General features: G+C 66.8%; 17 protein-coding genes and 1 riboswitch. Of the genes, 7 read left to right on the forward strand and 10 right to left on the reverse strand.

Annotation, left to right across the window (positions count from 1 at the left end; translation table 11 throughout):
* Together mnmG and EPO41_RS25765 are read right to left on the reverse strand one after the other, a co-directional pair.
* On the reverse strand, nucleotides 1-1,860 hold the full coding sequence (gene mnmG / locus EPO41_RS25760; RefSeq protein ID WP_296331695.1) for a tRNA uridine-5-carboxymethylaminomethyl(34) synthesis enzyme MnmG: 1,860 nt from the start codon (nucleotides 1,858-1,860) through the stop codon (nucleotides 1-3).
* A gap of 22 nt (nucleotides 1,861-1,882) precedes the next feature.
* Entirely contained in the window at nucleotides 1,883-2,509 is a 627-nt protein-coding gene (locus EPO41_RS25765) for a histidine phosphatase family protein (RefSeq protein ID WP_296331697.1), read from the reverse strand.
* Nucleotides 2,510-2,593: 84 nt separating this feature from the next.
* Nucleotides 2,594-2,797, forward strand: a riboswitch (cobalamin riboswitch).
* Between the two features lie 81 nt (nucleotides 2,798-2,878).
* On the opposite strand from EPO41_RS25765, the gene EPO41_RS25770 reads away from it, so the two are divergent.
* The 5 genes from EPO41_RS25770 to EPO41_RS25790 all read left to right on the forward strand — a co-directional run bounded on the left by EPO41_RS25770 (nucleotide 2,879) and on the right by EPO41_RS25790 (nucleotide 8,361).
* A complete protein-coding gene (locus tag EPO41_RS25770; RefSeq protein ID WP_296331699.1) occupies nucleotides 2,879-4,807 on the forward strand; it encodes a TonB-dependent receptor in 1,929 nt (642 codons plus the stop codon).
* A gap of 71 nt (nucleotides 4,808-4,878) precedes the next feature.
* Nucleotides 4,879-5,661 carry a carbon-nitrogen hydrolase family protein gene (locus EPO41_RS25775; RefSeq protein ID WP_296331701.1) on the forward strand — a complete coding sequence of 261 codons (783 nt, stop codon included), beginning with the start codon at nucleotides 4,879-4,881 and terminating at the stop codon, nucleotides 5,659-5,661.
* A 224-nt stretch (nucleotides 5,662-5,885) separates the two neighbouring features.
* Complete coding sequence (locus EPO41_RS25780; protein ID WP_296331703.1) at nucleotides 5,886-6,626, forward strand: ABC transporter substrate-binding protein; 741 nt, start codon at nucleotides 5,886-5,888, stop codon at nucleotides 6,624-6,626.
* Nucleotides 6,623-7,579: an iron ABC transporter permease gene (locus EPO41_RS25785; protein WP_296331706.1), complete on the forward strand. Its 957-nt coding sequence runs from the start codon at nucleotides 6,623-6,625 to the stop codon at nucleotides 7,577-7,579. Before EPO41_RS25780 ends, EPO41_RS25785 begins: the two co-directional genes overlap by 4 nt.
* A complete protein-coding gene (locus tag EPO41_RS25790) occupies nucleotides 7,576-8,361 on the forward strand; it encodes an ABC transporter ATP-binding protein (protein ID WP_296331708.1) in 786 nt (261 codons plus the stop codon). The genes EPO41_RS25785 and EPO41_RS25790 overlap by 4 nt, the downstream gene beginning before the upstream one ends.
* A gap of 80 nt (nucleotides 8,362-8,441) precedes the next feature.
* Here the strand turns inward: EPO41_RS25790 and EPO41_RS25795 are convergent, their stop codons facing one another.
* The 5 genes from EPO41_RS25795 to EPO41_RS25815 form a co-directional block, all read right to left on the reverse strand.
* Complete coding sequence (locus EPO41_RS25795; RefSeq protein ID WP_296331710.1) at nucleotides 8,442-9,353, reverse strand: Ku protein; 912 nt, start codon at nucleotides 9,351-9,353, stop codon at nucleotides 8,442-8,444.
* A 4-nt stretch (nucleotides 9,354-9,357) separates the two neighbouring features.
* Nucleotides 9,358-11,991: a DNA ligase D gene (gene ligD / locus EPO41_RS25800; protein ID WP_296331712.1), complete on the reverse strand. Its 2,634-nt coding sequence runs from the start codon at nucleotides 11,989-11,991 to the stop codon at nucleotides 9,358-9,360.
* Between the two features lie 107 nt (nucleotides 11,992-12,098).
* A complete protein-coding gene (mnmE, locus tag EPO41_RS25805) occupies nucleotides 12,099-13,442 on the reverse strand; it encodes a tRNA uridine-5-carboxymethylaminomethyl(34) synthesis GTPase MnmE (RefSeq protein WP_296331714.1) in 1,344 nt (447 codons plus the stop codon).
* Nucleotides 13,439-13,777, reverse strand: a complete 339-nt coding sequence (locus EPO41_RS25810) for a helix-hairpin-helix domain-containing protein (protein ID WP_296331715.1) — start codon at nucleotides 13,775-13,777, stop codon at nucleotides 13,439-13,441. Before EPO41_RS25810 ends, mnmE begins: the two co-directional genes overlap by 4 nt.
* 11 nt (nucleotides 13,778-13,788) lie before the next feature.
* Nucleotides 13,789-14,682, reverse strand: a complete 894-nt coding sequence (locus EPO41_RS25815; RefSeq protein ID WP_296331716.1) for a sugar ABC transporter substrate-binding protein — start codon at nucleotides 14,680-14,682, stop codon at nucleotides 13,789-13,791.
* 44 nt (nucleotides 14,683-14,726) lie between these two features.
* On the opposite strand from EPO41_RS25815, the gene EPO41_RS25820 reads away from it, so the two are divergent.
* Nucleotides 14,727-17,519: a [protein-PII] uridylyltransferase gene (locus EPO41_RS25820; protein ID WP_296331717.1), complete on the forward strand. Its 2,793-nt coding sequence runs from the start codon at nucleotides 14,727-14,729 to the stop codon at nucleotides 17,517-17,519.
* Nucleotides 17,520-17,575: 56 nt separating this feature from the next.
* On the opposite strand, the gene EPO41_RS25825 is transcribed toward EPO41_RS25820, so the two are convergent.
* From EPO41_RS25825 to EPO41_RS25835, 3 genes are read right to left on the reverse strand one after another with little or no spacing between them, the layout of a single operon-like run.
* The gene (locus EPO41_RS25825; RefSeq protein WP_296331718.1) at nucleotides 17,576-18,544 is read right to left on the reverse strand and encodes a tripartite tricarboxylate transporter substrate binding protein; all 969 of its coding nucleotides are present in this window, start codon (nucleotides 18,542-18,544) and stop codon (nucleotides 17,576-17,578) included.
* Nucleotides 18,545-18,567: 23 nt separating this feature from the next.
* Nucleotides 18,568-18,975 carry a hypothetical protein gene (locus tag EPO41_RS25830; RefSeq protein WP_296331720.1) on the reverse strand — a complete coding sequence of 136 codons (408 nt, stop codon included), beginning with the start codon at nucleotides 18,973-18,975 and terminating at the stop codon, nucleotides 18,568-18,570.
* Nucleotides 18,976-18,997: 22 nt separating this feature from the next.
* The gene (locus EPO41_RS25835) at nucleotides 18,998-19,831 is read right to left on the reverse strand and encodes a pyruvate, water dikinase regulatory protein (protein ID WP_296331722.1); all 834 of its coding nucleotides are present in this window, start codon (nucleotides 19,829-19,831) and stop codon (nucleotides 18,998-19,000) included.
* Nucleotides 19,832-20,153: 322 nt separating this feature from the next.
* Between EPO41_RS25835 and hemE the strand changes: the two genes are divergently transcribed.
* Entirely contained in the window at nucleotides 20,154-21,194 is a 1,041-nt protein-coding gene (gene hemE / locus EPO41_RS25840; protein WP_296331724.1) for a uroporphyrinogen decarboxylase, read from the forward strand.
* Nucleotides 21,195-21,315: the final 121 nt, after the last annotated feature.

The raw sequence follows: 21,315 nt of genomic DNA on the forward strand, positions 1-21,315 counted from the left end.
CTAGGCGGCTCGGCGGCGGACATGCTTCAGGAGAGCAACCAGGGCGGCCGGCGTGACCCCTGAAATCCGGGCCGCCTGACCGAGGGTGGCCGGCCGGTTGGCCTCCAGCTTCTGCCGGACCTCGGTGGAGAGACTGCCGATCGCGCCGTAGTCGAGGTCGGCCGGGAGGGCCAAGGCCTCGTCGCGCCGATAGGCGGCGATGTCACCACGCTGCCGGGAGAGGTATCCTTCGTAACGGGAGTCGATGGTGAGCTGCTCGGCAACCTCCGCCGATACCGCTCCGAGTTCCGGCCACAGGCCGACGAGCCGCAACCAGTCGATTTCCGGATAGGCCAGAAGATCCAAGGCCGAGCGGGCGACGCCATCCTGGTTGATGGCAATGCCGCGCTTGGCCAGGGCGGAGGGGCTGATCTTCAGGCCGGCGGCGAGGGTGCGGGCCGCTTCCATCGCCTGATGTTTCACGTGAAACATCGCCGCTCGCTCCCGGCCGACGCACCCGATCTCCAGACCTCGCGGGGTCAGGCGCTGGTCGGCGTTGTCAGCGCGGAGCCAGAGGCGATACTCCGCGCGCGAGGTGAACATCCGGTAGGGCTCGGTCACGCCGAGCGACACCAAGTCGTCGATCAGAACCCCGAGATAGCCGTCGGCCCGGTCGACGATGAAAGGCTTTGCCAGCACCGCATTCAGACCGGCGATCAGACCCTGGGCGGCTGCTTCCTCGTAACCGGTGGTACCGTTGATCTGGCCCGCCATGTAGAGGCCCGGAACCCGGCGGGCTTCCAGGGTCGCGTGCAATTCGCGCGGATCGATATGGTCGTACTCGATGGCGTAGCCCGGCCGCAGCATCTCGGTCCGCTCCAGGCCCGGAATGGTCTGCAGCATGGCAAGCTGGACGTCCTTCGGCAGCGAGGTCGAGATGCCGTTGGGATAGACGGTGAAATCGTCCAGCCCTTCGGGCTCCAGGAAGATCTGATGCCGGTCGCGTTGGCCGAACCGCACGACCTTGTCCTCGATCGAGGGGCAGTAGCGCGGCCCGACACTCTCGATCTGGCCGGAATACATCGGTGCCCGGTGGAGGTTGGCGCGGATGATCTCGTGCGTCGCGGCGGTGGTCGTCGTGATGTGACAGGGCACCTGCGGCGTCACGATCCGATCGGTCAGGTACGAAAACGGCCGGGGTGGATCGTCGCCGTCCTGCTGCTCGAGCGCGCCATAGTTGATCGTGCGACCGTCCAGCCGGGCCGGTGTCCCGGTCTTCAGTCGTCCGAGCTTGAATCCGAGACGATGCAAGGTCTGCGCAAGGGCCGTGGACGGCTGCTCGACACCGTCGCCCCGCACGCGGCCTGCCGGGATCTTGGTCTCGCCCATATGAATGAGGCCGCGCAGGAAGGTGCCCGTCGTCAGGATCACGCGCCCGGCGCCGATCTCGAGCCCTGACTCGGTGACCACACCAGAACACGCACCGCGTGTATCCAGAATGATATCCGCAACCGCATCGGCACGGATCTCCAGATTCGCCTGTTCCGCCAGCAAGGCCTGGATGGCCTGCCTGTACAGCTTGCGATCGGCCTGGGCGCGCGGCCCGCGCACCGCCGGCCCCTTGGAGAGATTGAGCGTCCGGAACTGGATTCCGCCGCGATCGATCGCCCGGCCCATGATTCCGTCCAGCGCGTCGACTTCGCGAACCAGATGTCCCTTGCCGAGACCGCCGATCGCCGGATTGCACGACATCTCGCCGATGGTTTCGACGCGATGGGTGAGAAGCAGGGTGCGTGCACCAAGGCGCGCCGACGCCGCCGCGGCTTCGCAACCGGCATGGCCGCCGCCCACCACGATCACGTCATATGAAAAGGCGCGCATGTCGCGCCATTTACGCCTCCGGTCAGCCCCGGTCCAGATGGTCGAGATGGCTCGTGTCGTTGATGAACCCCACCCTCACGTCGCCATCCGCCAGGATCTCGACCTCGTTCAACGCGCACGGATCCTGCGCCAGCTTCCAATAGGCCGAGAGCGGCTGGTCGAGGAGCTGCAGCAACAGCGCCCGGTTCACGCTGTCATGGCCGACCAGCACGACGGTCTCGCCGGCGTGCCGATCCAGCACCAAACGCAGGGCATTCGACGTGCGCGCGACCACGTCCTGGAGGGATTCGCCTCCAGGAAAGCGCACGAGATGCGGAGCCCGCCGCCACAGGCGATAGGCCTCCGGCGATTCCTTCTCGATCTCGTCGTGGGTGCGCATCTGCCACGCGCCGTAATCGATATCGCCCATGCCCTCATGGATGGACGCGGGAATGCCGCAGACTTCCGCAACCCGGCCTCCCGTCACGACGCACCGCTGCAGCGAACTCGTATAGACGGCAACCGGTTTCCAACGGGCGACAACGCGGACGGCCAGTGCTTCGGCCTGCGCCACCCCCCTGTCGGTCAGCGGAAGTTCGGCCCGACCTCGGAAGCGGGCGGGGTGGATGCCATCGACGTGTCCGTGACGGGTCAGCAGGATTCTGGTCATTCCCAAGTGTAGCCTGCGAGCCACACGACGCACCTCTCGCATTGGGTCTGCTCCCGAATCTTGACGGAGGCAGCAGACGTGTCTTAACGATTGCCCATCGACGGTCCTCCTTAACCGGAGGCTAACAGGGAATGCCGTGATGCTCCTTTGGGGGCTAATCGGCAGCTGTACCCGCAGCTGTAAGCGGCGAGCGACTGCCCCAGCGTCACTGGACCAATTTGGTCTGGGAAGACGGGCAGGAGCTGCGACCCGCGAGCCAGAAGACCTGCCGGCGATAGCGTCGCTCTTCCGATGGACGGGACAATCCAACGGGACGGTCAACCGAGCGGTGACGCGCCTTGTGCGTGTTCTGTCTTGGGAGATCCGTCGATGACGCCGATCCGTCGAATTCTATTCGTCCTTCCGTTCCTGGCGCCTCTGGCCGCACCAATGACCGCCCAGGCCCAGACCGAACCGGACGCCATGATGCCCACGACGGTCGTGACGGCCGATCGTTTCCCGACCGATCCGGACAAGGTCACCGCCAGCTACACCGTCGTCATGCAGGAAGAGATGCAGCGCCGGCAACTTCGCACAGCCGCCGAGGTGCTGAAGACAGTCCCCGGCGTCTCCGTGCAACAGTCCGGCGGCGTTGGCACGCAGACCTCGGTCTTCGTGCGCGGCTCCAATGCCAATCACGTGCTGGTCCTGATCGACGGCGTCAACGTCAGCGATCCGTCGAGCGGCAACGGCGCAGTCGACTTCGGCAACTTCCTCACCGAGAACCTCGACCGCATCGAAGTCGTGCGCGGCCCGATGAGCACGATGTACGGCAGCCAGGCCATGGGCGGCGTCATCAACATGGTCACCAAGGCCGGCAAGGGGCCGATGAACGGCGCGGCCTTCACCGAACTCGGCACGCGGCTCACGAGCAACAGCGGCGCCTATGTTCGCGGTAGTGAAGGTAAATTCAATTACAACCTGACATTCGCCGGCACCTTCAGCCCGAACGATACGCCGGTGCCGGCCCGGTTCACGCCGAACGGCGGCTTCGTCGACATCGATCCCTATCGCAACATCACGCTCGCGGCGCGCCTCGGCTACGAGATCAACGAGAACACCCAGTTCAACTGGTATGGCCGCTACATCGACGCCAAGGTGAACTACGACCAGGTCGGGCAGGAAGATCCGAACGCCAATACCTACACGTCGCAGTTCTACACGCGCGGCGAAATCGAAGGCTCGTATTTCGACGGACGCTGGAAGCCCGTCGTCGGCGTCAACTACAGCACGATCACGCGGCACGATCTCGATTATGCCAGCCCGCAGGTCCCGTTCCCGTTCAACACCGACAGTTGGTTCAACGGCCGCCGCCTGCAGGCCGATTTCAAGAACCTGGTGAAGATCATCGACCAGATCGAGGTCATCGGCGGCATCGATTACGATCGCCAATGGTCCTACACGAACACGATCGGCCCCTTCACGCCCTTTACCCAGTCCTGGGGAGCGATGTCCCAGACCGGCATCTACGGCCAGCTTCGCCTCAACCCCTTCGAGGGCTTCAACCTCAATGTCGGCGGCCGCGTCGACATGAACGACATGTTCGGCACTGTCGGCACCTGGCGCGCCGGCGCGTCCTACCTATGGGCGCCGACGGACACCAAGATCAAGGCGTCGTACGGCACGGCCTTCAAGGCACCGGCGCTGATCGAGATGTTCGGTCCCGGGCCGTTCTGCGGCGGCAATCCCAACCTGCAGCCCGAGTACATGCGCGGCTACGAGGTGGGCGTGGAGCAGGGGATCTTCGACCGTAAGGTGAAGGCCGGCATCACCTACTTCTTCAACACCTACTCGAACCTCATCCAGTGCGCGCCGCCGACTTTCGCCCTGATGCAGAACGTCGCCAACGCCCAGACCGAAGGCTTCGAGGTGACTTTGCAGATCAGCCCGGTGAAGTGGTTCGATCTGTACTTCGATTACACGCACCTCATCGCGCGCAACGTCGACGCCAACCAGCCGCTGGTGCGCCGGCCGGGCGACACCTTCAACATCCGCGCCGAAGTGCGCCCGTGGGAGAACACCCTGTTCGGCGTCGGCGTGCTGCAGGTCAACAGCCGCACCGACATCAACGCCACCACCGGCGCGCTCATGACCCCGGCGCCCTACACGCTGGTGCGGATCACGGCCCAGTACGACGTCATCCCGTCGGTCCAGCTCTTCGCCCGCGCCGAGAACGTCCTGGACCGGGTATACGAGGAGCCGGAAGGCTATCAGGCGCCGTACTTCCAGGCGTTCTTCGGCGTGAAGGCCCGGTTCTGAGCGGCGCGACACGCCTGCGTCACCGGCGAAACTTGCTGCAAGTCTTCGCCGGTGGCTTAGCTTTCGCTACCGTGACCCCAGCGACCGCCACCTCGACTTCGACGATTGCCCTGCTCCATCTCGCCCCCCGGCCCGGGGAGATCGGGATGAACAGAACCGCCCTCGAGCAGGCCGTGCGCCGGGCCGCGGCAAGCGGCGCCCGGCTGATCGTGACGCCGGAACTCGCCGTGAGCGGCTACGGCTTTCGAGACCTGGTCGGCACCGACTGGATCGCCCCCGGACAGCCCGCGCTGTTCGCCTGGGCCGGCGGGCTCGCGCGGGAGACCGGGGCGTCTCTGGTGCTCGGCACCCCGGAAGCCGCGCCCGAGAAGGACGCGCTGTTCAACAGCATGATCCTGTTCGCGCCTGATGGGTCGGTGGCTGGACGGCACCGCAAGGTGAACGCCCTTCGGATGGGCTCGGAATCCTGGTCGACGCCGGGCGACCGGCCGTCGGTACTGGCGGTCGATGGCGTCGGCCGGATCGGTCTCTTCGTCTGCGCTGACCTGTATTCGCCCCGTCTGGTCGAGGAGACCGCGGCCCAGGGTGTCGACCTGCTCCTGTCCTCCGCCGCCTGGGCGCCGGGCCTTCACGGGCCCGACGGCGAATGGGAGCGCGCCTCCGCGACGACCGGCCGGCCCGTCCTCGTCTGCAATCGCACCGGCAAGGACGTGCTCGATTTCGACGCGGCCCAGTCGGTTGCGGCCGTCGATGGTGCGATCGCCTTCTCCCATGCGTCGCCTGAGCCAGGCATCGCGCTGATCGATTGGACGGCCGGCACACGCCACCTCGCTAACTGGCGTGTCGTGAGATGATGCCAATCGAAAAATTCCCGTCGTCTCGACCGGAGCACCGAAGGTGCGCAGCGGAGAGACCTTCTCTCCGCCAAAAGCCGGCCAATCGTAGAGAGAAGGTCTCTCCACTCCGCGCTGCGCGCTCCGGTCGAGACGACGGATTCTTTCGGAATCTTGTTCGCGCCTTCACGTGCCTGATACTGCTGCTCGCCGCCGTCCCGGCCGCCGCCCAGGTGCCGCAGAGGGTGGTCACGCTCAATCTCTGCCTCGACCAGATGGCGCTGCGCCTCGCGGCGCCGGATCAGCTCGTCGGCGTCAGCTACCTTTCGCAGGACCCGCGCCTCTCCGTGCTGGCCGACCGCGCCGCCGCCCTCCCGCCGGTGCGCGACTCCGTCGAATCGATCCTGATCCTGCGGCCCGATCTCGTGATCCTCGGCCAGGGCTCGCACGCGCGGCTGAAGCGCCTACTGCGCGACGCCGGGGTGCGCGTGCTCGAACTGCCTTGGGCGACTTCGATCGGGGAGGCCGAGACGGTCATCGAACAGATGGCGGCGGCGCTCGGCCGCGAAGACGTCGGCCGGAGCCTGATCGCCGGCATGCGCGAGCAGCGCCGCCAGCTGGCCTGGAAGGGTGCGCCTCGCGGCACGGCCGTCTATCTCGAGGCCAATCGCGGCACGTCGGGGAAGGGCAGCCTGATGGACGAGCTGCTGCGTCTCTCGGGCTATCGCAATCTCGCTTCGGAACTCGGCATCGGCTCCTTCGGCCGCCTGTCGCTCGAAACTGTCCTCGCGGGTCAACCCGACCTCGTGGTGCTCGACGGCACTGCCAACGACAACCCGGCGCGCGCCACCGAGTTCGTCGGCCACCACGCGCTGCTTGCCCTGGCAGGCCAGGCGAAGCTTGCTTCGGTGCCAACGAAATATTCGATCTGCGCGGGGCCGGACAATTTCGAGACGATGCGGCGCCTCGCGGAGGCAGGGCGATGAACCGCTGGCTCCTGCTGCTGGTCGCGGCACTCTATCTCCTGTCGCTGGCGGTCGGTCCGGCCTGGTGGCCGTGGCGGCTGGGCAACGAGGTCGGCTGGACCATCGTCTGGGAACTGCGTGTGCCGCGCGCGACCCTCGGCCTGCTGATCGGCGGCGTGCTGGGCCTCAGCGGCGCGGTGCTGCAGGGCTGGCTGCGCAATCCGCTGGCCGAGCCCGGCGTGATCGGCGTGTCGGCCTGCGCCGGCTTTGCCGCCGTGTGCGCCTTCTACAGCGGTCTCGCCGCCGCCTTCGTGCTGGCGCTGCCGCTGGCGGGCATCGCCGGCGCCGCGATCGCCGTCGCCTTGCTGATGGGCGCGGTACGGTCGGGCACGGGGACGGTCTCGCTCCTGCTGATGGGGGTGGCGATCAACGCCATCGCCGCGGCGTTGATCTCGCTGGTCCTCGCGCTGTCGCCCAATCCCTTCGCCTACCAGGAGATCTCGCTCTGGCTGGCCGGTTCGATCGTCGACCGCGACCTGCGCTATCTCGCCATCGCGGCGCCCTTCATGATTGTCGGCGCGGCCATCGTGTTGGGGGCCGGCCGCTGGCTGGACGCCCTGTCCCTGGGCGAGGACACGGCGCGCAGCCTCGGCGCCGACACGAGATCGCTCGGCCTCAGGCTCACCCTCGGCGTCGGCTTGATGGTCGGCGCGGCCACGTCCGTGGCCGGCGTCATCGGCTTCGTCGGCCTGATCGCGCCGCATCTCATCCGCGCCCGCGTGGGCTTCCGGCCCGGCGGTACGCTGGTCCCGTCGATGCTGGTCGGGGCCGCGCTGGTCCTGGGGGCCGACACCGTCGTACGCCTGCTGCCAACGGCGTCCGAATTGCAGCTCGGCGTCTTCACCTCGCTGGTCGGTGCGCCGTTCCTGGTGCGTGCGGTGCGCAAGGCGCATGGCGCATGGCTCGCCACATGAGCTCACCCGCCATCGCCGTTCGCGGCCTCGTGTGCCGCCGCGACCATGCCGTGGTTCTCGACGGCATCGATCTCGCCTTCGGCGCCGGCGAGGTCACCGCGATCGTGGGACCCAATGGGGCCGGCAAGACGACCCTGCTGCGCCATCTCGCAGGTCTCGACACGCCGGCCGCCGGGCAGGTCGACTTGCGCGGCCAGCCCCTGGCCTCGCTCGGCCCGGCCATCCGCGCCTGGAGCATCGCCTATCTGCCGCAGGCCGCGTCGGCCTACTGGCCGTTGCGCGCCCGCGACCTGGTGGCGCTCGGTCGCCTGCCGCATGGCGCCGACCTCAGCCGCCCGACCAGGGCCTCGGATGCGGAAGCCGTCCAGCGCGCGCTCGAACGCGTGGACGGGGTGCGTCTGGCCGACCGTGCCATCAACACGCTGTCGCAAGGCGAGCGCGCGCGCCTGATGATGGCCCGCGCGCTGGCCACCGAAGCGCCGATCTTCCTCGCCGACGAACCGGTCGCCAGCCTCGACCCGGCCTATGCGCTCGAGACCATGACGATCCTGCGCGCCGAGGCGGCCCGCGGCGCCTGCGTGATCGTGGTCCTTCACGATCTTGGTCTTGCTGCCCGCTTCGCCGACCGGATCGTCGTGCTCGCCAACCACAAGATCGCGGCCGACGGTCCTCCCGATGTTGCCCTCGCCGCCGGCGTGATCGACGCCGCCTACGGCGTCACCTTCCGCCACATCACCGTCGACGGCGTGCCGCAGCCGGTGGCGTGGGAGAAACAAAGGTAGCCATGGAGCGCGCCACTCCAGTGGCGCTCATGGGTTGTCGACAGAGTATGAGCGCCACTGGAGTGGCGCGCTCCAATGACTCAAGCCGCGCGTTTGCGTGACACGGCCTTGTGGCGGGTCTTCGTCTTGGCTTTTGCCTTCGGCTTCGCCTTGCTTCGCCCATGCGCTTCGAGGAAGCGGTCGGCCTTGTCGCGCGAGGGACCGCCGCCGCCCTTGAGGCTCTTCTTCAGCGCCTCCATGAGATCGACGACCTTCTCGTCGTCCTGCTCCGGCGCCTCGGAGACGACGGGCTGGCCTTTCTTCTTTTTCGCGATCAGTTCGCGCAGCGCATCCTCGTAACGATCCTTGAAGCGCGTCGGATCGAACCTGGCGTCCTGCTGCTCGATGATCTTCTCGGCGATCTGCAGCATCTGCGCATTCGGCCTGGGCAGGCTGCGGTCGAACACTTCCGACGTGGCGCGTATCTCGTCGTGCGTGCGCAACGTCGTGAGCAGGATGCCCTTATCGCGCGGCTCCAGGGCGCAGATGCGCTCGCGCTGGTGCATGACGACGCGACCCAGCGCGACCTTCCTGCGCTTTTCCATGGCGGCGCGGATCACCGCATAAGCCTCGATGCCGGTCTTGCCCGACGGCGCGAGATAGTAGGGCTCGTCCCAGTAGATGCGATCAATCTCTGTGGCATCGACGAATTCCTCGATGTCGAGGATGCGCGTCGATTCCAGCCGCACCGCGTCGAGCTCTTCCTTCTCGAGCAGCACGTACTTGTTCTTCGAGACGGCGAACCCCCTGACGAGATCGGCGCGATCCACCGGCTTGCCGGTTCCGGCATCGACCGTCTGCATGCGGATGCGGTTGTTGGTCCTGGGATTGATCATGTTGAAATGGATGTCGGCGGTGCGCTCGGTCGCGGTGTAGAGCGCGACCGGACAGGTCACCAGCGACAGGCGCAAGTGGCCCTCCCAGGTCGGTCGCATTGCTTTCTGCTTGGCCATTTTTCTACTCCGACTTCACGAGCTTCTCGATGGCGGCGCGCAGCGGACGTGCGGACTTCGCGTAGTCCTTCCACGGCTTGTTGCGCTTCAGCAAAGCCGGCGCCGTGCGCACCGTGTACTTCATCGGATCGAGACCCTTCTTCACCTGCGTCCATTCGATCGGCATCGACACGGTGGCGCCGGGACGCGCGCGTGAGGACAGCGGCGCGACAGCCGTCGAGGTGCGGTCGTTGCGCAGATAGTCGAGGAAGATGCGGCCAGTCCGTTCCTTCTTCGCCATGTTGATCACGTAGAGGTCGGGCTCGTCCTCGGCGACCCTCCGGCAGATCTCCTTGGCGAAGGTCTTGGCCGTATCCCAGTCCGGACTCTTCCTGTCGGCGGTCAGCGGCACCACGACGTGCAGGCCCTTGCCGCCGGTGGTCTTGCAGAAGGGTACGAGGCCCAGTTTCTTCAACCGCGCAGCGATTTCGCGTGCGCCGGCGATCACGGCGTCGAAGCCGACATCGGGCGCCGGATCGAGATCGAAGACCAGGCGGCCCGGCAGTTCGGGATTGCCGGGCTGGCAGTTCCACGGATGCAGCTCCGTCGCGCCCATCTGCGCCACCGCCGCGAGGCCCTCGACCCGGTCGATCTGCAGATAGGGCTTCTTGTCGCCGCTGACCTTCACTTCGGAAAGAAGGTGTGACGAGCCGGGCATTGCATGGCGCTGGAAGAAGTGCTGCTTGCCGTCGATCCCGTCGGGCGTGCGCACGATGGAGCAGGGGCGGCCCGCGATGTGGTCGATCATCCAGTCGCCGATCTGCTCGTAATAGCGGGCGAGTTCGAGCTTGGTGACCGGCGGGTCTTCGCCGGGCCACAAGGCCTTGTCGGGATGGGAAATGGACACGCCCATCACGATGGCCCTTCCCGACGACGTCGGCCCCGCCTTGCGTGTGCGCCTGGACGTCGTGCGCGGCGTGGGCTTCGCCATTTCGACCTTCTCCGGCTTGGCGGCGACTTCCGCCTCGACCTCCTCCGCCGGCTTGTCGGCGCGCAGGCCCTTGAAGGCAGCCTGACGCACGTTGCCCGCGCCGGTCCAGCCCGCGAACTCGATCTCGGCCACCAGCTCGGGCTTCGCCCAGTGCATGTTGGCTTCCTTGAGCGGGCTGGCGCCGGCTGCAAAGGGGCTGGTGCCACTCTCGACCGCGCGCAGCTTGGGCACGAGCGTACGCATCACGCTCTCGCCGAAACCGGTACCGACCCGGCCGACATAGACGAGCTTCCGGCTCTTGCCGTCGCCGCGATGGACGCCCGCCAGCAGCGAGCGCAGGCGACGACCCTCGCTGGTCCAGCCGCCGACGATCACCTCGTGACCGGCCCGGCACTTGGCCTTGGTCCAGCTGCCGTTGCGCCCCGACTTGTAGGGTGCTCCGAGATCCTTCGACACGATGCCTTCCAGGTGCATGCGGCAGGCCGATTGCAGGACGGCATCGCCCGCCGTCTCGAAGTGGTCGACATAGCGCAGGCCACCATTCTCCGGCAGGTCCTCGAGCACTTGCTTGAGACGCTCCTTGCGCTCCGACAGGGGCAGCGCACGCAGATCCTCGCCCTCCAGGAACAGCAGATCGAAGGCAAAGAAGATCAGCTTCTCGGACTTGCCCTCCGAGAGCGCCGCCTGAAGGGCCGCGAAATCCGGCGCGCCGTGTTCGTCGAGCGCCACCGCTTCGCCATCGAGGATGCAGTCGGGTAGTTTCTTCGCCTGTCGCGCGACGGCGGCAAACTTCTCCGTCCAGTCGAGACCCTTGCGCGTGCGCAGGCGCGCCTCGCCGTCCTCGACACGAAGCTGCAGGCGATAGCCGTCGAACTTGACCTCGTGCGCCCAGCCCGCCGCCGCCGGAGCACGCTCGACCAACTTGGCGAGCTGCGGCTCCACGAACTTCGGCATCGAAGAGACTTTCCTGGCTTTGCCCTTGCTCTTCCTGGGCTCGGCGCCGTCACCCCCGTCCTTGCGGTTGCTCTGCCAGACGGCGCCGGCACCGCGCTTCCTGCTCGTCATGAACGGCTTGGGCGCCCGGCCGGTGCCCAGCGCGATCTCTTTCAACGTCCGGCCCGAGGCGATCGACTTGGGGTCCTTCAGGATCCTGTCGTCGTCGCCTTTGTGCGCCGCGGCATCGCGATGCTTGATCAGCAGCCAGTTCGTGCGCTTGCCGCCCTTACGGTCCCACTTCATGCGAACCAGCACCCAGCTTCCCTCCAGCCGCTCGCCCATCAGGGTGAACTTGAGGTCGCCGCGCTTCAGCCCGTCATGCGGATCGCCCTCGGGAATCCAGTAGCCGCGATCCCAGAGCTGGACCGTTCCACCGCCATACTGGCCCTCGGGAATGGTGCCTTCGAAGTCGCCATAGTCGAGCGGGTGATCCTCGACTTCGACCGCCAGGCGCTTGACCGTCGGATCGAGCGAGGGGCCCTTGGTCACGGCCCAGGACTTGAACGTACCATCGAGCTCGAGGCGGAAATCGTAATGCAGCCGCGTGGCGTCGTGGCGCTGGATCACAAACCGCAATTGCTTCGATTTGGGGACGGAAGCCTTGCCCGAAGGCTCCTCCGTCAGGCTGAAGTCGCGCTTGGCGCGATAGGGAGCGAGACTGTCCTTCCGCATGACTCACCATTCGGGCGCGGGGCCGCGTTGCCGCACCATACGCCTGCTCGATTTCGCGAACTATGCCGGGACCTGAACGTCTCCTGCCGGGAGTCGTTCCGGTGTCTTCACTTCCCGATGCAGAAGTCGCGGAAGATCACATCGAGGAGTTCGTCGATGCGCACCGTACCCGTGATGCGACCGATGGCGCGCATTGCGAGGCGAAGGTCCTCCGCCGCCAGCGCTACCTCCGGTGCGTACAGCGCGCGTTCCAAAGATGCCTGACAATCCAGCAGCGCTTCGCGATGGCGCGCGCGTGTGAGGGGCGGCGCGCCGGCACCTTCCTGCATCGCAGCTTCCGCGGAGGCTTCCAGACGCACCAGCAATCCGGGCAGGCCAATGCCTCCCCTGGTCGACAGGGGAACGATTCCGGGATCGTCGACCGGCACGAGATCCGTCTTGTTCACCACCACGATGTCGCGCGCCGCATCCCAGCGTTCGGTCGCGTCGATGATCGCTTTCATGCCGGCGCGCCAGTCGCCGGAAGCGTCGAGCACCAGCACGCGCAGGTCGGCGGCGTCTGCCCGCGCCCGCGCCCGCCGCACGCCCTCCTGCTCGATTGCATCGTCCGAGTCGCGCAGGCCCGCGGTGTCAGCCAGCACCACCGGCCAGCCGCCGAGATCGAGATGGACCTCGATCACGTCGCGCGTCGTGCCGGCGGTTTCCGAGACGATCGCCGCCTCGCGGCGGGCGAGGAGGTTGAGCAGCGAGGACTTGCCCGCATTGGGTGGCCCGATGATCGCGATCGACAGGCCGTCGCGCAGACGCTCGCCGCGGCGATCCTCCAGATGAGCCGAGATTTCCTTTTGCAGACCGGTAACGGCGACCCGTACCTCGTCGGCCAGACCCTCGGGCAGATCCTCGTCCGGAAAGTCGATGGCCGCCTCGAGATGGGCGAGGGCACGCAGGCCCTTGGCTCGCCAGTCCTCGTAGAGCCGGTGCAGGGCGCCGTCCATCTGCTGCAGCGCCTGCCGCCGCTGTGCCGCCGTCTCGGCCGCGACCAGATCGGCGATGCCCTCGGCCTCGGTGAGATCGAGCTTGCCGTGCTCGAAGGCGCGGCGCGTGAACTCGCCGGGCTCGGCCAACCGGCAGAAGCCGAGATGGGCGATGGCCTCCAGCGCCGCCCCGACGACGGCGCGGCCACCGTGAAGATGCAGCTCGGCCATCGGCTCGCCGGTCTCGGTGTTGGGCGCGGCGAACCACACGACCAGGCCCTTGTCGAAAACCTCGCCGGTCGACGGATCGAGCAGGGAGCGCAGGGCCATGCGGCGCGGCGCGGGCAGGGGCCTCCGGGTCAGCAATTCCAACGCGTCGCCGGAACGCGGGCCGCTCAGCCGGACGACCGCGAGCGCACCGGGGTGCGCGCGCGTGGGCGTCGGCGTGCCCAGCGCGTAGATCGTGGCGTCGGTCACGTCCGCTTGGGCGCGGGTTGAGCCGGCCGCGGCGCGGGGGCGACCGGCGGCGGCCGGGCCATCACCTTGTCGGCAATCTTTTCATAGAGCGCCTCGGGGATCAGGCGACGCTCGACCAGCTCGGTCTTGGCCTTGAAGGGCCGCGCCCGGATGATGGCGTCGGCGCGCACCTCGCCGATCCCGTCGAGCGACATGAGATCGTCGCGACTGGCGCTGTTGAGATCGATCAGGCCGGAAGCCGGCGCCGCCGGCGGGGCAGGGCGCGCACCCTGAGCGTGGACGGCGACAGCGTTCAGCAGAATCACCATCGTCGCGAGGAAGGCTTTGAACGACATGACGACGGTCACTATCGCACGAAATCGGCCCAATTCGGGACGGGACGTTGCGCGAACGGCACCTTCCAGCGATGGCAGTTCGACCGGTCGATCAGCTCGGCAGGCACCATGACCTCGGTTGGCACGGGCTGACCCAGGAGACGCCGCAACACGGCGCGGGCCGCGATGGCCGCGATGTTGAAGGCGCTGAAATCGACGCTGGCCAGCATGGTGCCGCGTTCGATGTGCTCGATGGCGGCCGGCAGGCCGTTGATGCCGACGACGGTCGCGTTCCGTCCGGCCTCGTGCAGCGCCTTCAGCGCGCCAAAGGCCATGACGTCGTTGGCCGTCCAGACACCGTCGATCTGCGGATGGGCACGCAGCAATTCAGCCATCGCCGTCCGGGCCGGCGCTTCCTGCAGATAGCCGACCCGCGATCCCACCAGCTCGATGCCGGGATATTCCGCCAGCGCCCGCTTCAACCCCTCCGTCCGGTCGCGCGCGGTGCGGGCGCCCGGCGTGCCGTCCAGCGCCACGACCTTGCCGGTGCCGACCAGCCCCCGGAACAGGGCACGGGCGATCGTTTCGCCCACCCGGACATCGTCGGAGCCGACGAAAGTCAGGACCGGCACCCTCATGCGGTTGATGAATACCGCGACCGGGATGCCGGCCGCGGCGATCCGGGCTACGTCCTCTTCCATCGCGACATCGTCGGTCGGGTTGAACAGGACCGCATCCGGCCGCGCCGCCAGCGCCTCGGCCACCAGCGCCTTCTGCTCGCCGACATGGTCAGGCGTCGCCGGCACATAGTGCACGGCGCGGGCGCCGGCCTCGGCCGCGATCCGGTCGACCGCCAGCCGGGCGGCGTCGTAGGCCGGATTCACCCGATTCTTCGTGAAAACCGCCAGGGTGAAAGACTGGGTCATGAGCCCTACTGTAAGCTACCCGCGCCCTGTAGTATCCGCCGGCCATGGCCCAACCCTACGACGAGATTCCGGACCGCCGCGCCATCGTGCGCCGCCGCACCCTCGAGGAGGCCCTCGCCCGCCTGGTCGAGGACCTGCCGGACGGTGGCGAGCCGCCGCGCCCGCCGGTGCTGGCCCTGCTGCGGGATGCGCTGGCCAAGGGCCGGGCCGAGATCCGCCGCCGCTTCGAGGAGCCGGGCCCACTCAAGAATGACGGTCCGGCGGTCCTGGTCGCGACCTCCTACCTGATGGACCAGATCATCCGGGTCCTGTTCGACTTCGCCGACCATCACGCCTATCCGGCCGCCAATCCCAGCGCCGCGGAACGGCTCGGCGTGGTGGCGACCGGCGGCTACGGTCGCGGAGAGTTGGCGCCGCTCTCCGACATCGACCTGCTGTTCCTGCGTCCCTACAAGCAGACCCCGCGCGGCGAGCAGATCGTCGAGTTCATGCTCTATCTGCTGTGGGACCTCGGCCTCAAGGTCGGCCACGCAACCCGCACGGTCGAGGAGAGCCTGCGCTACGCCGAACGCGACCAGACGATCCGCACCGCCCTTTTGGAGGCCCGCTATCTGTGGGGTGACCGCGCGCTGTTCGATGAGTTGCAACGCGGCTTCGCGCAGAAATTCTATAGCGGCGACGGCCGCGACTTCGTCGACGCCAAGCTGGCGGAGCGCGATCAGCGCCACCAGCGCATGGGCGATTCGCGCTATGTGGTCGAGCCCAACGTCAAGGAAGGCAAGGGCGGGCTGCGCGATCTGCACCTGCTGTTCTGGATCGCCAAGTATCTCTACCGCGTGAGCGAACCGGGCGAGCTGGTCGCCAAGGGCGTGCTCACCAAGGAAGAGGCCAGGCTCTTCGAGCGCGCCGAGCGCTTCTTCTCCACCGTGCGATGCCACATCCACTATCTGACCGGCCGCGCCGACGATCGCCTGTCATTCGATCTTCAACGCGAGATCGCGGCGCGCCTGGGTTACCAGGACCGGCCGGGCAGCCGCGGCGTCGAGCGCTTCACCAAGCACTACTATCTCCACGCCAAGACGGTTGGCGACCTGACACGCATCTTCGTGGCGGCCCTCGAGGACAGCCGCCGTCGCAAGCCCAAGCTCGCCGCGCTGTGGCAGAGCCTGCGGCCGCGCGAACTCGAAGGCTTCCGCCTGGACGGGGAGCGTCTGGCCGTCGCCTCTCCCGATGCCTTCAGCAAGGATCCCGTCGCCATCCTGCGCCTGTTCCATGTGGCGCAGGAGAACGATCTCGACATCCATCCCGCGACCCTGCGGCTGATCACGCAGAACATCCGGCTGGTCGACAGGCTGCGCAACGATCCGGAAGCCAACCGTCTCTTCATGGAGATGCTGACGTCTCGTCATGATCCGGAGACGACTTTGCGACGCCTCAACGAGGCCGGCGTATTCGGCCGCTTCGTGCCCGATTTCGGCAGGGTCGTCGCGCAGACGCAGCACGACATGTACCACACGTACACGGTCGACGAGCACACGATCCGCGCCATCGGCATCCTCTCGAAGATCGAATCGGGTGCGCTCAAGGAAGACCACCCGATGTCGGCCGACGTGGTGCACAAGATCGTGTCCCGGCCGGTGCTTTACCTCGCGGTGCTGCTGCACGACATCGCCAAGGGACGCGGCGGCGATCATTCCGTGCTTGGCGCCGAGGTGGCGATGCAGCTCGGACCTCGCCTCGGCCTGAGCGCTGCCGAGACCGAAACGGTGGCGTGGCTGGTACGCTATCACCTCGCCATGTCGGGCACCTCGTTCCAGCGCGACCTGATGGATCCCAAGACCATCGAAACCTTTGCAGCACTCGTCCAGTCGCCCGAGCGCCTGCGCCTGCTGCTGGTCCTGACGGTCTGCGATATCCGCGCCGTGGGCCCGAACGTCTGGAACAACTGGAAGGCCGCCCTGCTGCGCCAGCTCTATAATGCAACGGAGCAGGTCTTGTCGGGCGGCACGCTGAGCGGCGGCCGCGCCGAGCGCATCAAGCAGATCCAGGCCGAAGTCGCCAAGCGACTGCCGGGCTGGAGCGACGCCGACAAGGAAGCGCATTTTTCGCGCGGCTACGCCTCCTACTGGCTGTCCTTCCCCATCGAAACGCTGGTTCGCCAGGCCGAACTGGTGCGTGGCGCCGAGAGGGCCAAGCAACCGCTCGCCATCGAGCACAGGGTCGACGATGAGCGCTCGGTGACCGAGGTCACGATCTACACGCTCGACACCCATGGCCTGTTCGCCCGCCTCGCCGGCGCCATGGCGATCAGCGGCGCCAACATCGTCGACGCCAAGATCTTCACCCTGGCCAACGGCATGGCGCTCGACACCTTCTGGATCCAGGACCTCGAGGGCAAGCCGTTCGACGGGCCGCAGCGGCTGGCGCGGCTGGCCGCCCGGGTCGAGCTTTCGCTGTCCAACCGGCTCGATATCCAGCGCGAACTCGACAGCCAGCGGGCCTCGTGGCCCAAGCGCGACCGCGTCTTCACCGTGGAGCCGCGGGTGCTGATCGACAACAACGCGTCCGACGCCTTCACGGTGATCGAGGTCAACGGCCGCGACCGGCCGGGCTTCCTGCACGTCGTCACGCGCGCGCTCACACGCCTCAACCTGCAGATCGCCACCGCGCACGTCACGACCTACGGCGAGCGCGCGGTCGACGTCTTCTACATCAAGGACCTGTTCGGCCTGAAGGTCGTGCACGCCGAGAAGCTGAAACAGATCTCGACGGCCGTCGAAAGCGCCATCCGCGACTTCGACTCCCGCTTCGATCTCGTTCCGAAAGCGGCGGAATAGTTCACCACCTTCCTTGGCAGATCCCTCGCAAATGCTCGGGATGACGGCCGAGGCCGTCACTCCGGCTTGAAGTTGGCTTCCTTCAGCAGGGCTGTGTTGGTCTCGATCTCCTGCTTGATGAAAGCCCCGAATTCCTTCGGGCCGCGCGCGGTCGGGACGATGCCGAGCGAGGTGGTCTTCTCGATGAAGCCCTTGTCCTTCGAAACCTCGGCCATTCCGGCGGCCAGCTTATTCACGACGGCATCGGGCGTGTCCTTGGGCGCCCAGACGCCGTACCAGGAGCTGAGGTTGAAATCCTTCAGGCCGACTTCGGCGCTCGTCGGGATGTTGGGCGCGAGCGGCGTGCGCTCCTTGGAGGTCACGAACAGACCCTTGGCTCGGCCTGAGGTGGCGAGCGGCAGGAGGGCCGTCCACGGATCCATGAAGAACTGGACGCTGCCCGACATGAGGTCGTTGTTGGCCGGCGCCGTGCCCTTGTAGAGGATCTGGTCGAGCGGAATGCCGATGCGCTTCAACCAGGCCAGTGTCGCGATATGGCCGGCCGAGCCGCCCGAGGAGATCGCCACGAAGAACTTCTTCGGGTCCTTCGTTACCGCCGCCATGACGGCAGCATAGTCGCTGCCCGGCACGTTGTTGTTGGCCAGGAGGACCAAGGGCGCCTCGCCCGCCTGGGCGATGGCGCGGAAATCCGTCTGCGGGTCATAGGGGCAGGACGGCACCACCGTCTTGCCCAGCACGAACAGGCTGGCATTGAACAGGATCGTGTAGCCGTCGGGTTCGGCGCGGCGGACCGTGTCGGAGCCGATGGTGCTGGAAGCGCCGCCGATGTTCTGGATGACGATCTGCTGGCCGAGCTTTTCCGACAGGAACTGTGCGGTGATGCGGCCGAGCCCGTCCGTGCCGCCGCCAGGCGGGTAGGGCACGATCATCTTCAGCGGCTTGTTCGGATACTCCTGAGCGAGGGCCGGGGCAGCAAGAAGCGAGGCGCCCACGGCGCCCAGCACGGTCCTACGACGAAGTTTCATGGAGAATGCCTCGGGAAAGGTGCCTAGGGTTGCACACTGACCGAAGATGCACACGCCGTGCCATGAGCCGTCTCGCAGATCGTCCGGGAAACCCGGCGTTCGGCGACCTCGCCACAGGGCACACCCAGGGCGCGCGAGGTGTCGAGATGCTGGCGGAGCGTTGCCGAAGCGCCGGGGGGAATGGGAAAGGGCGCGCCTTCGCGATAGGCCGATTTCAGCTCGACCGTGCGCTGGCGGCCATCACGCAGGGCCAGCACGACATCAACCTGGAGGTAGTCGATGGTCTCGGCCGTCTTGTTCTCGACGACCAGGCTCGGCACGCAGTTGCCGTAGACGTTGGCATCGCTGCCGCGCGTCACATCGATGCCGTTGGCGGCGAGGGCCGCCGTACCCAAAAGAACTAAACTCAACGCACCAAAGGCTGCCTTCATGGTCGCCTCCTGCCCGGTATTCCTAGCTCGATTGCAGCCGCTGCTCCCGGCGGGTCGCCAACATCTGGAGGATCGCCGCGGCGGTCTCCTCGATCGACCGGCGGGTCACGTCGATCGTCGCCCATTTGCGGCGCGCATAGAGGCGTCGGGCGTCCTGGATCTCGCCCTGCACGGTATCCATGTCGGTATAGTCCGTCTCGGTCTCCTGCTGCATGAGCCGCAGCCGGTTGACGCGTATCTGCACCAGGCGTTCGGGATCGGTGATCAGCCCCACGATCAGCGGCCGCCTGGCCGCTTCGAGCTCGGCGGGCGGTGGCACCAGCGGCACCAGCGGCACGTTGGCCGCACGCACGCCGCGATTGGCGAGATAGACACAGGTCGGTGTCTTCGAGGTGCGCGAGGGTCCGACCAGGATCACGTCGGCATCGTCGAGATCGTGCGTCGACTGGCCGTCATCGTGCGCCAGCGTGAAGTGCATGGCGTCGATGCGATCGAAATAGCCTTCGTCGAGCTGATGCTGGCGGCCCGGCCACTGCTCGCTCTTGGAATGGAAATGCACCGCCAGCACGCTCATCGCCTGGTCGAGCACGCCGACGCAGGGAAGCTGCAGGCGCCGGCAATGATCGCGCACGACGTCGCGCAGATCGGGATCGACCAGCGTATAGAGAACGGGGCCGCGGTCGCGCTCGACCGCCTGCATCACCTTCTCCATCTGCGCCGGTGACCGCACCAGCGACCAGACGTGCTCCTGGACGAAGATGCCCTCGTACTGGACGAGGCAGGCACGCGCGACGCTCGACACGGTCTCGCCGGTCGAATCGGACACGAGATGGACGTGGAAGTTACGGTTGGCCACGGCTTGTTTTACCCCACAGGTGCGCCGGGAGAAACGCGGGATTGCGCCGGGGATTTCGGGGACAAGCGGAACATCGATCCACCCGGTCCTGATTCGGGACACGACTCGCCCGCCCCATCCAATCCGCCGTCCCCTGCGTACAGCTCGGGATGAATGAGCTGTGAGTCGGGAATCAAGGCCGGCAGTCGCGTGGAAACGGTATTTTCTGGTCCACAGCCCCCTGGGGACCGATGGCCAATAAGGCGCATCCCCACGTGCCACAGGCTCTACTACTGCTACTACCTATTATGAATAGAGTAGAAGGAAGCATGAGGGACAGAGAGTGAGCGGCGGGAAACTCCTGGAAACGCTGGCCGGAAAGCGGCATGCGACGCCACCGATATGGCTGATGCGCCAGGCGGGACGTTACCTGCCCGAGTATCGCGCCGTGCGGGCAACGACCAAATCGTTCCTCGAATTCTGCTATACGCCCGACAAGGCCGTCGAGGTGACACTGCAGCCGATCCGCCGTTTTGGGCTGGATGCCGCGATCATCTTCTCCGACATCCTCGTGGTACCGGATGCGCTCGGCCAGAAGGTCTGGTTCGCGGAAGGCGAGGGCCCGAAGCTCGAGGCGCTGACCGATCCGTCGCAATTCGGCCGCCTGTCGCGGGGGCGACTGCAGGAGCATCTCGCACCGGTTTACGAGGCGATCCGCCGGACCCGGGCGGAGCTGCCCGCGGACACGGCGCTTCTGGGTTTTGCCGGCGCGCCCTTCACACTCGCCTGCTACATGATCGAAGGCAGCGGCAGCAGGGATTTCGCCAAGGTGAAGAAGTGGGCCTATGCCCATCCCGAGTCCTTCAAGCTCTTGATCGATCTTCTCATCGATGCGGTCGTCGAACATCTCGGCCACCAGGTCGAGGCCGGCGTCGATGCGGTGCAACTCTTCGATTCCTGGGCCGGCGTGTTGCCGGAAGAACAACTTTTCCATTGGTCGCTCGATCCGATGGTGCGGATCGCCAAGGCCTTGCGCGAGCGTCATCCCGGCGTGCCGATCATCGCTTTTCCGCGCGCTGTCGGTCCCGCGGCGCTGATGTACCGCCTGCCCGAGACGTTCAGCGCCCTGTCGCTCGACACCGGCATCGGTGCGCATTGGGCGGCGAAGGAGATACAGCCGCACATCTGCGTGCAGGGAAATCTCGACCCGATCATGCTGGTGGCGGGCGGCGAGGCGATGGAGCGCGAGGCGACTCGGATCCTCGATAAGCTCGGCCACGGCTCCTTCGTGTTCAACCTCGGCCATGGCGTGGTGCCGCAGACCCCGCCGGACAATGTCGCGCGCCTGATCGAGATCGTGCGCAACTGGAAGCCGGGATCATGATCCTCCCCATTCAAATGGAGAGGTGTCGGCGTCTCACGCCGACGGAGGGGTCAGCCGAATTGGCCCCGCTATTCATGACCCCTCCGTCCGCTTCGCGGACACCTCCCCATTTGAATGGGGA

The organism is Reyranella sp. (assembly GCF_004297265.1).
Taxonomy (GTDB): Bacteria; Pseudomonadota; Alphaproteobacteria; order Reyranellales; family Reyranellaceae; genus Reyranella.

Bases quoted from the DNA above. Each gene is read 5' to 3' on its own strand.
- mnmG (WP_296331695.1), bottom strand. From the start codon at position 1,860: ATGCGCGCCTTTTCATATGACGTGATCGTGGTGGGCGGCGGCCATGCC.
- EPO41_RS25765 (WP_296331697.1), bottom strand. From the start codon at position 2,509: ATGACCAGAATCCTGCTGACCCGTCACGGACACGTCGATGGCATCCAC.
- EPO41_RS25770 (WP_296331699.1), top strand. From the start codon at position 2,879: ATGACGCCGATCCGTCGAATTCTATTCGTCCTTCCGTTCCTGGCGCCT.
- EPO41_RS25785 (WP_296331706.1), top strand. From the start codon at position 6,623: ATGAACCGCTGGCTCCTGCTGCTGGTCGCGGCACTCTATCTCCTGTCG.
- EPO41_RS25790 (WP_296331708.1), top strand. From the start codon at position 7,576: ATGAGCTCACCCGCCATCGCCGTTCGCGGCCTCGTGTGCCGCCGCGAC.
- EPO41_RS25795 (WP_296331710.1), bottom strand. From the start codon at position 9,353: ATGGCCAAGCAGAAAGCAATGCGACCGACCTGGGAGGGCCACTTGCGC.
- ligD (WP_296331712.1), bottom strand. From the start codon at position 11,991: ATGCGGAAGGACAGTCTCGCTCCCTATCGCGCCAAGCGCGACTTCAGC.
- EPO41_RS25810 (WP_296331715.1), bottom strand. From the start codon at position 13,777: ATGTCGTTCAAAGCCTTCCTCGCGACGATGGTGATTCTGCTGAACGCT.
- EPO41_RS25815 (WP_296331716.1), bottom strand. From the start codon at position 14,682: ATGACCCAGTCTTTCACCCTGGCGGTTTTCACGAAGAATCGGGTGAAT.
- EPO41_RS25820 (WP_296331717.1), top strand. From the start codon at position 14,727: ATGGCCCAACCCTACGACGAGATTCCGGACCGCCGCGCCATCGTGCGC.
- EPO41_RS25825 (WP_296331718.1), bottom strand. From the start codon at position 18,544: ATGAAACTTCGTCGTAGGACCGTGCTGGGCGCCGTGGGCGCCTCGCTT.
- EPO41_RS25830 (WP_296331720.1), bottom strand. From the start codon at position 18,975: ATGAAGGCAGCCTTTGGTGCGTTGAGTTTAGTTCTTTTGGGTACGGCG.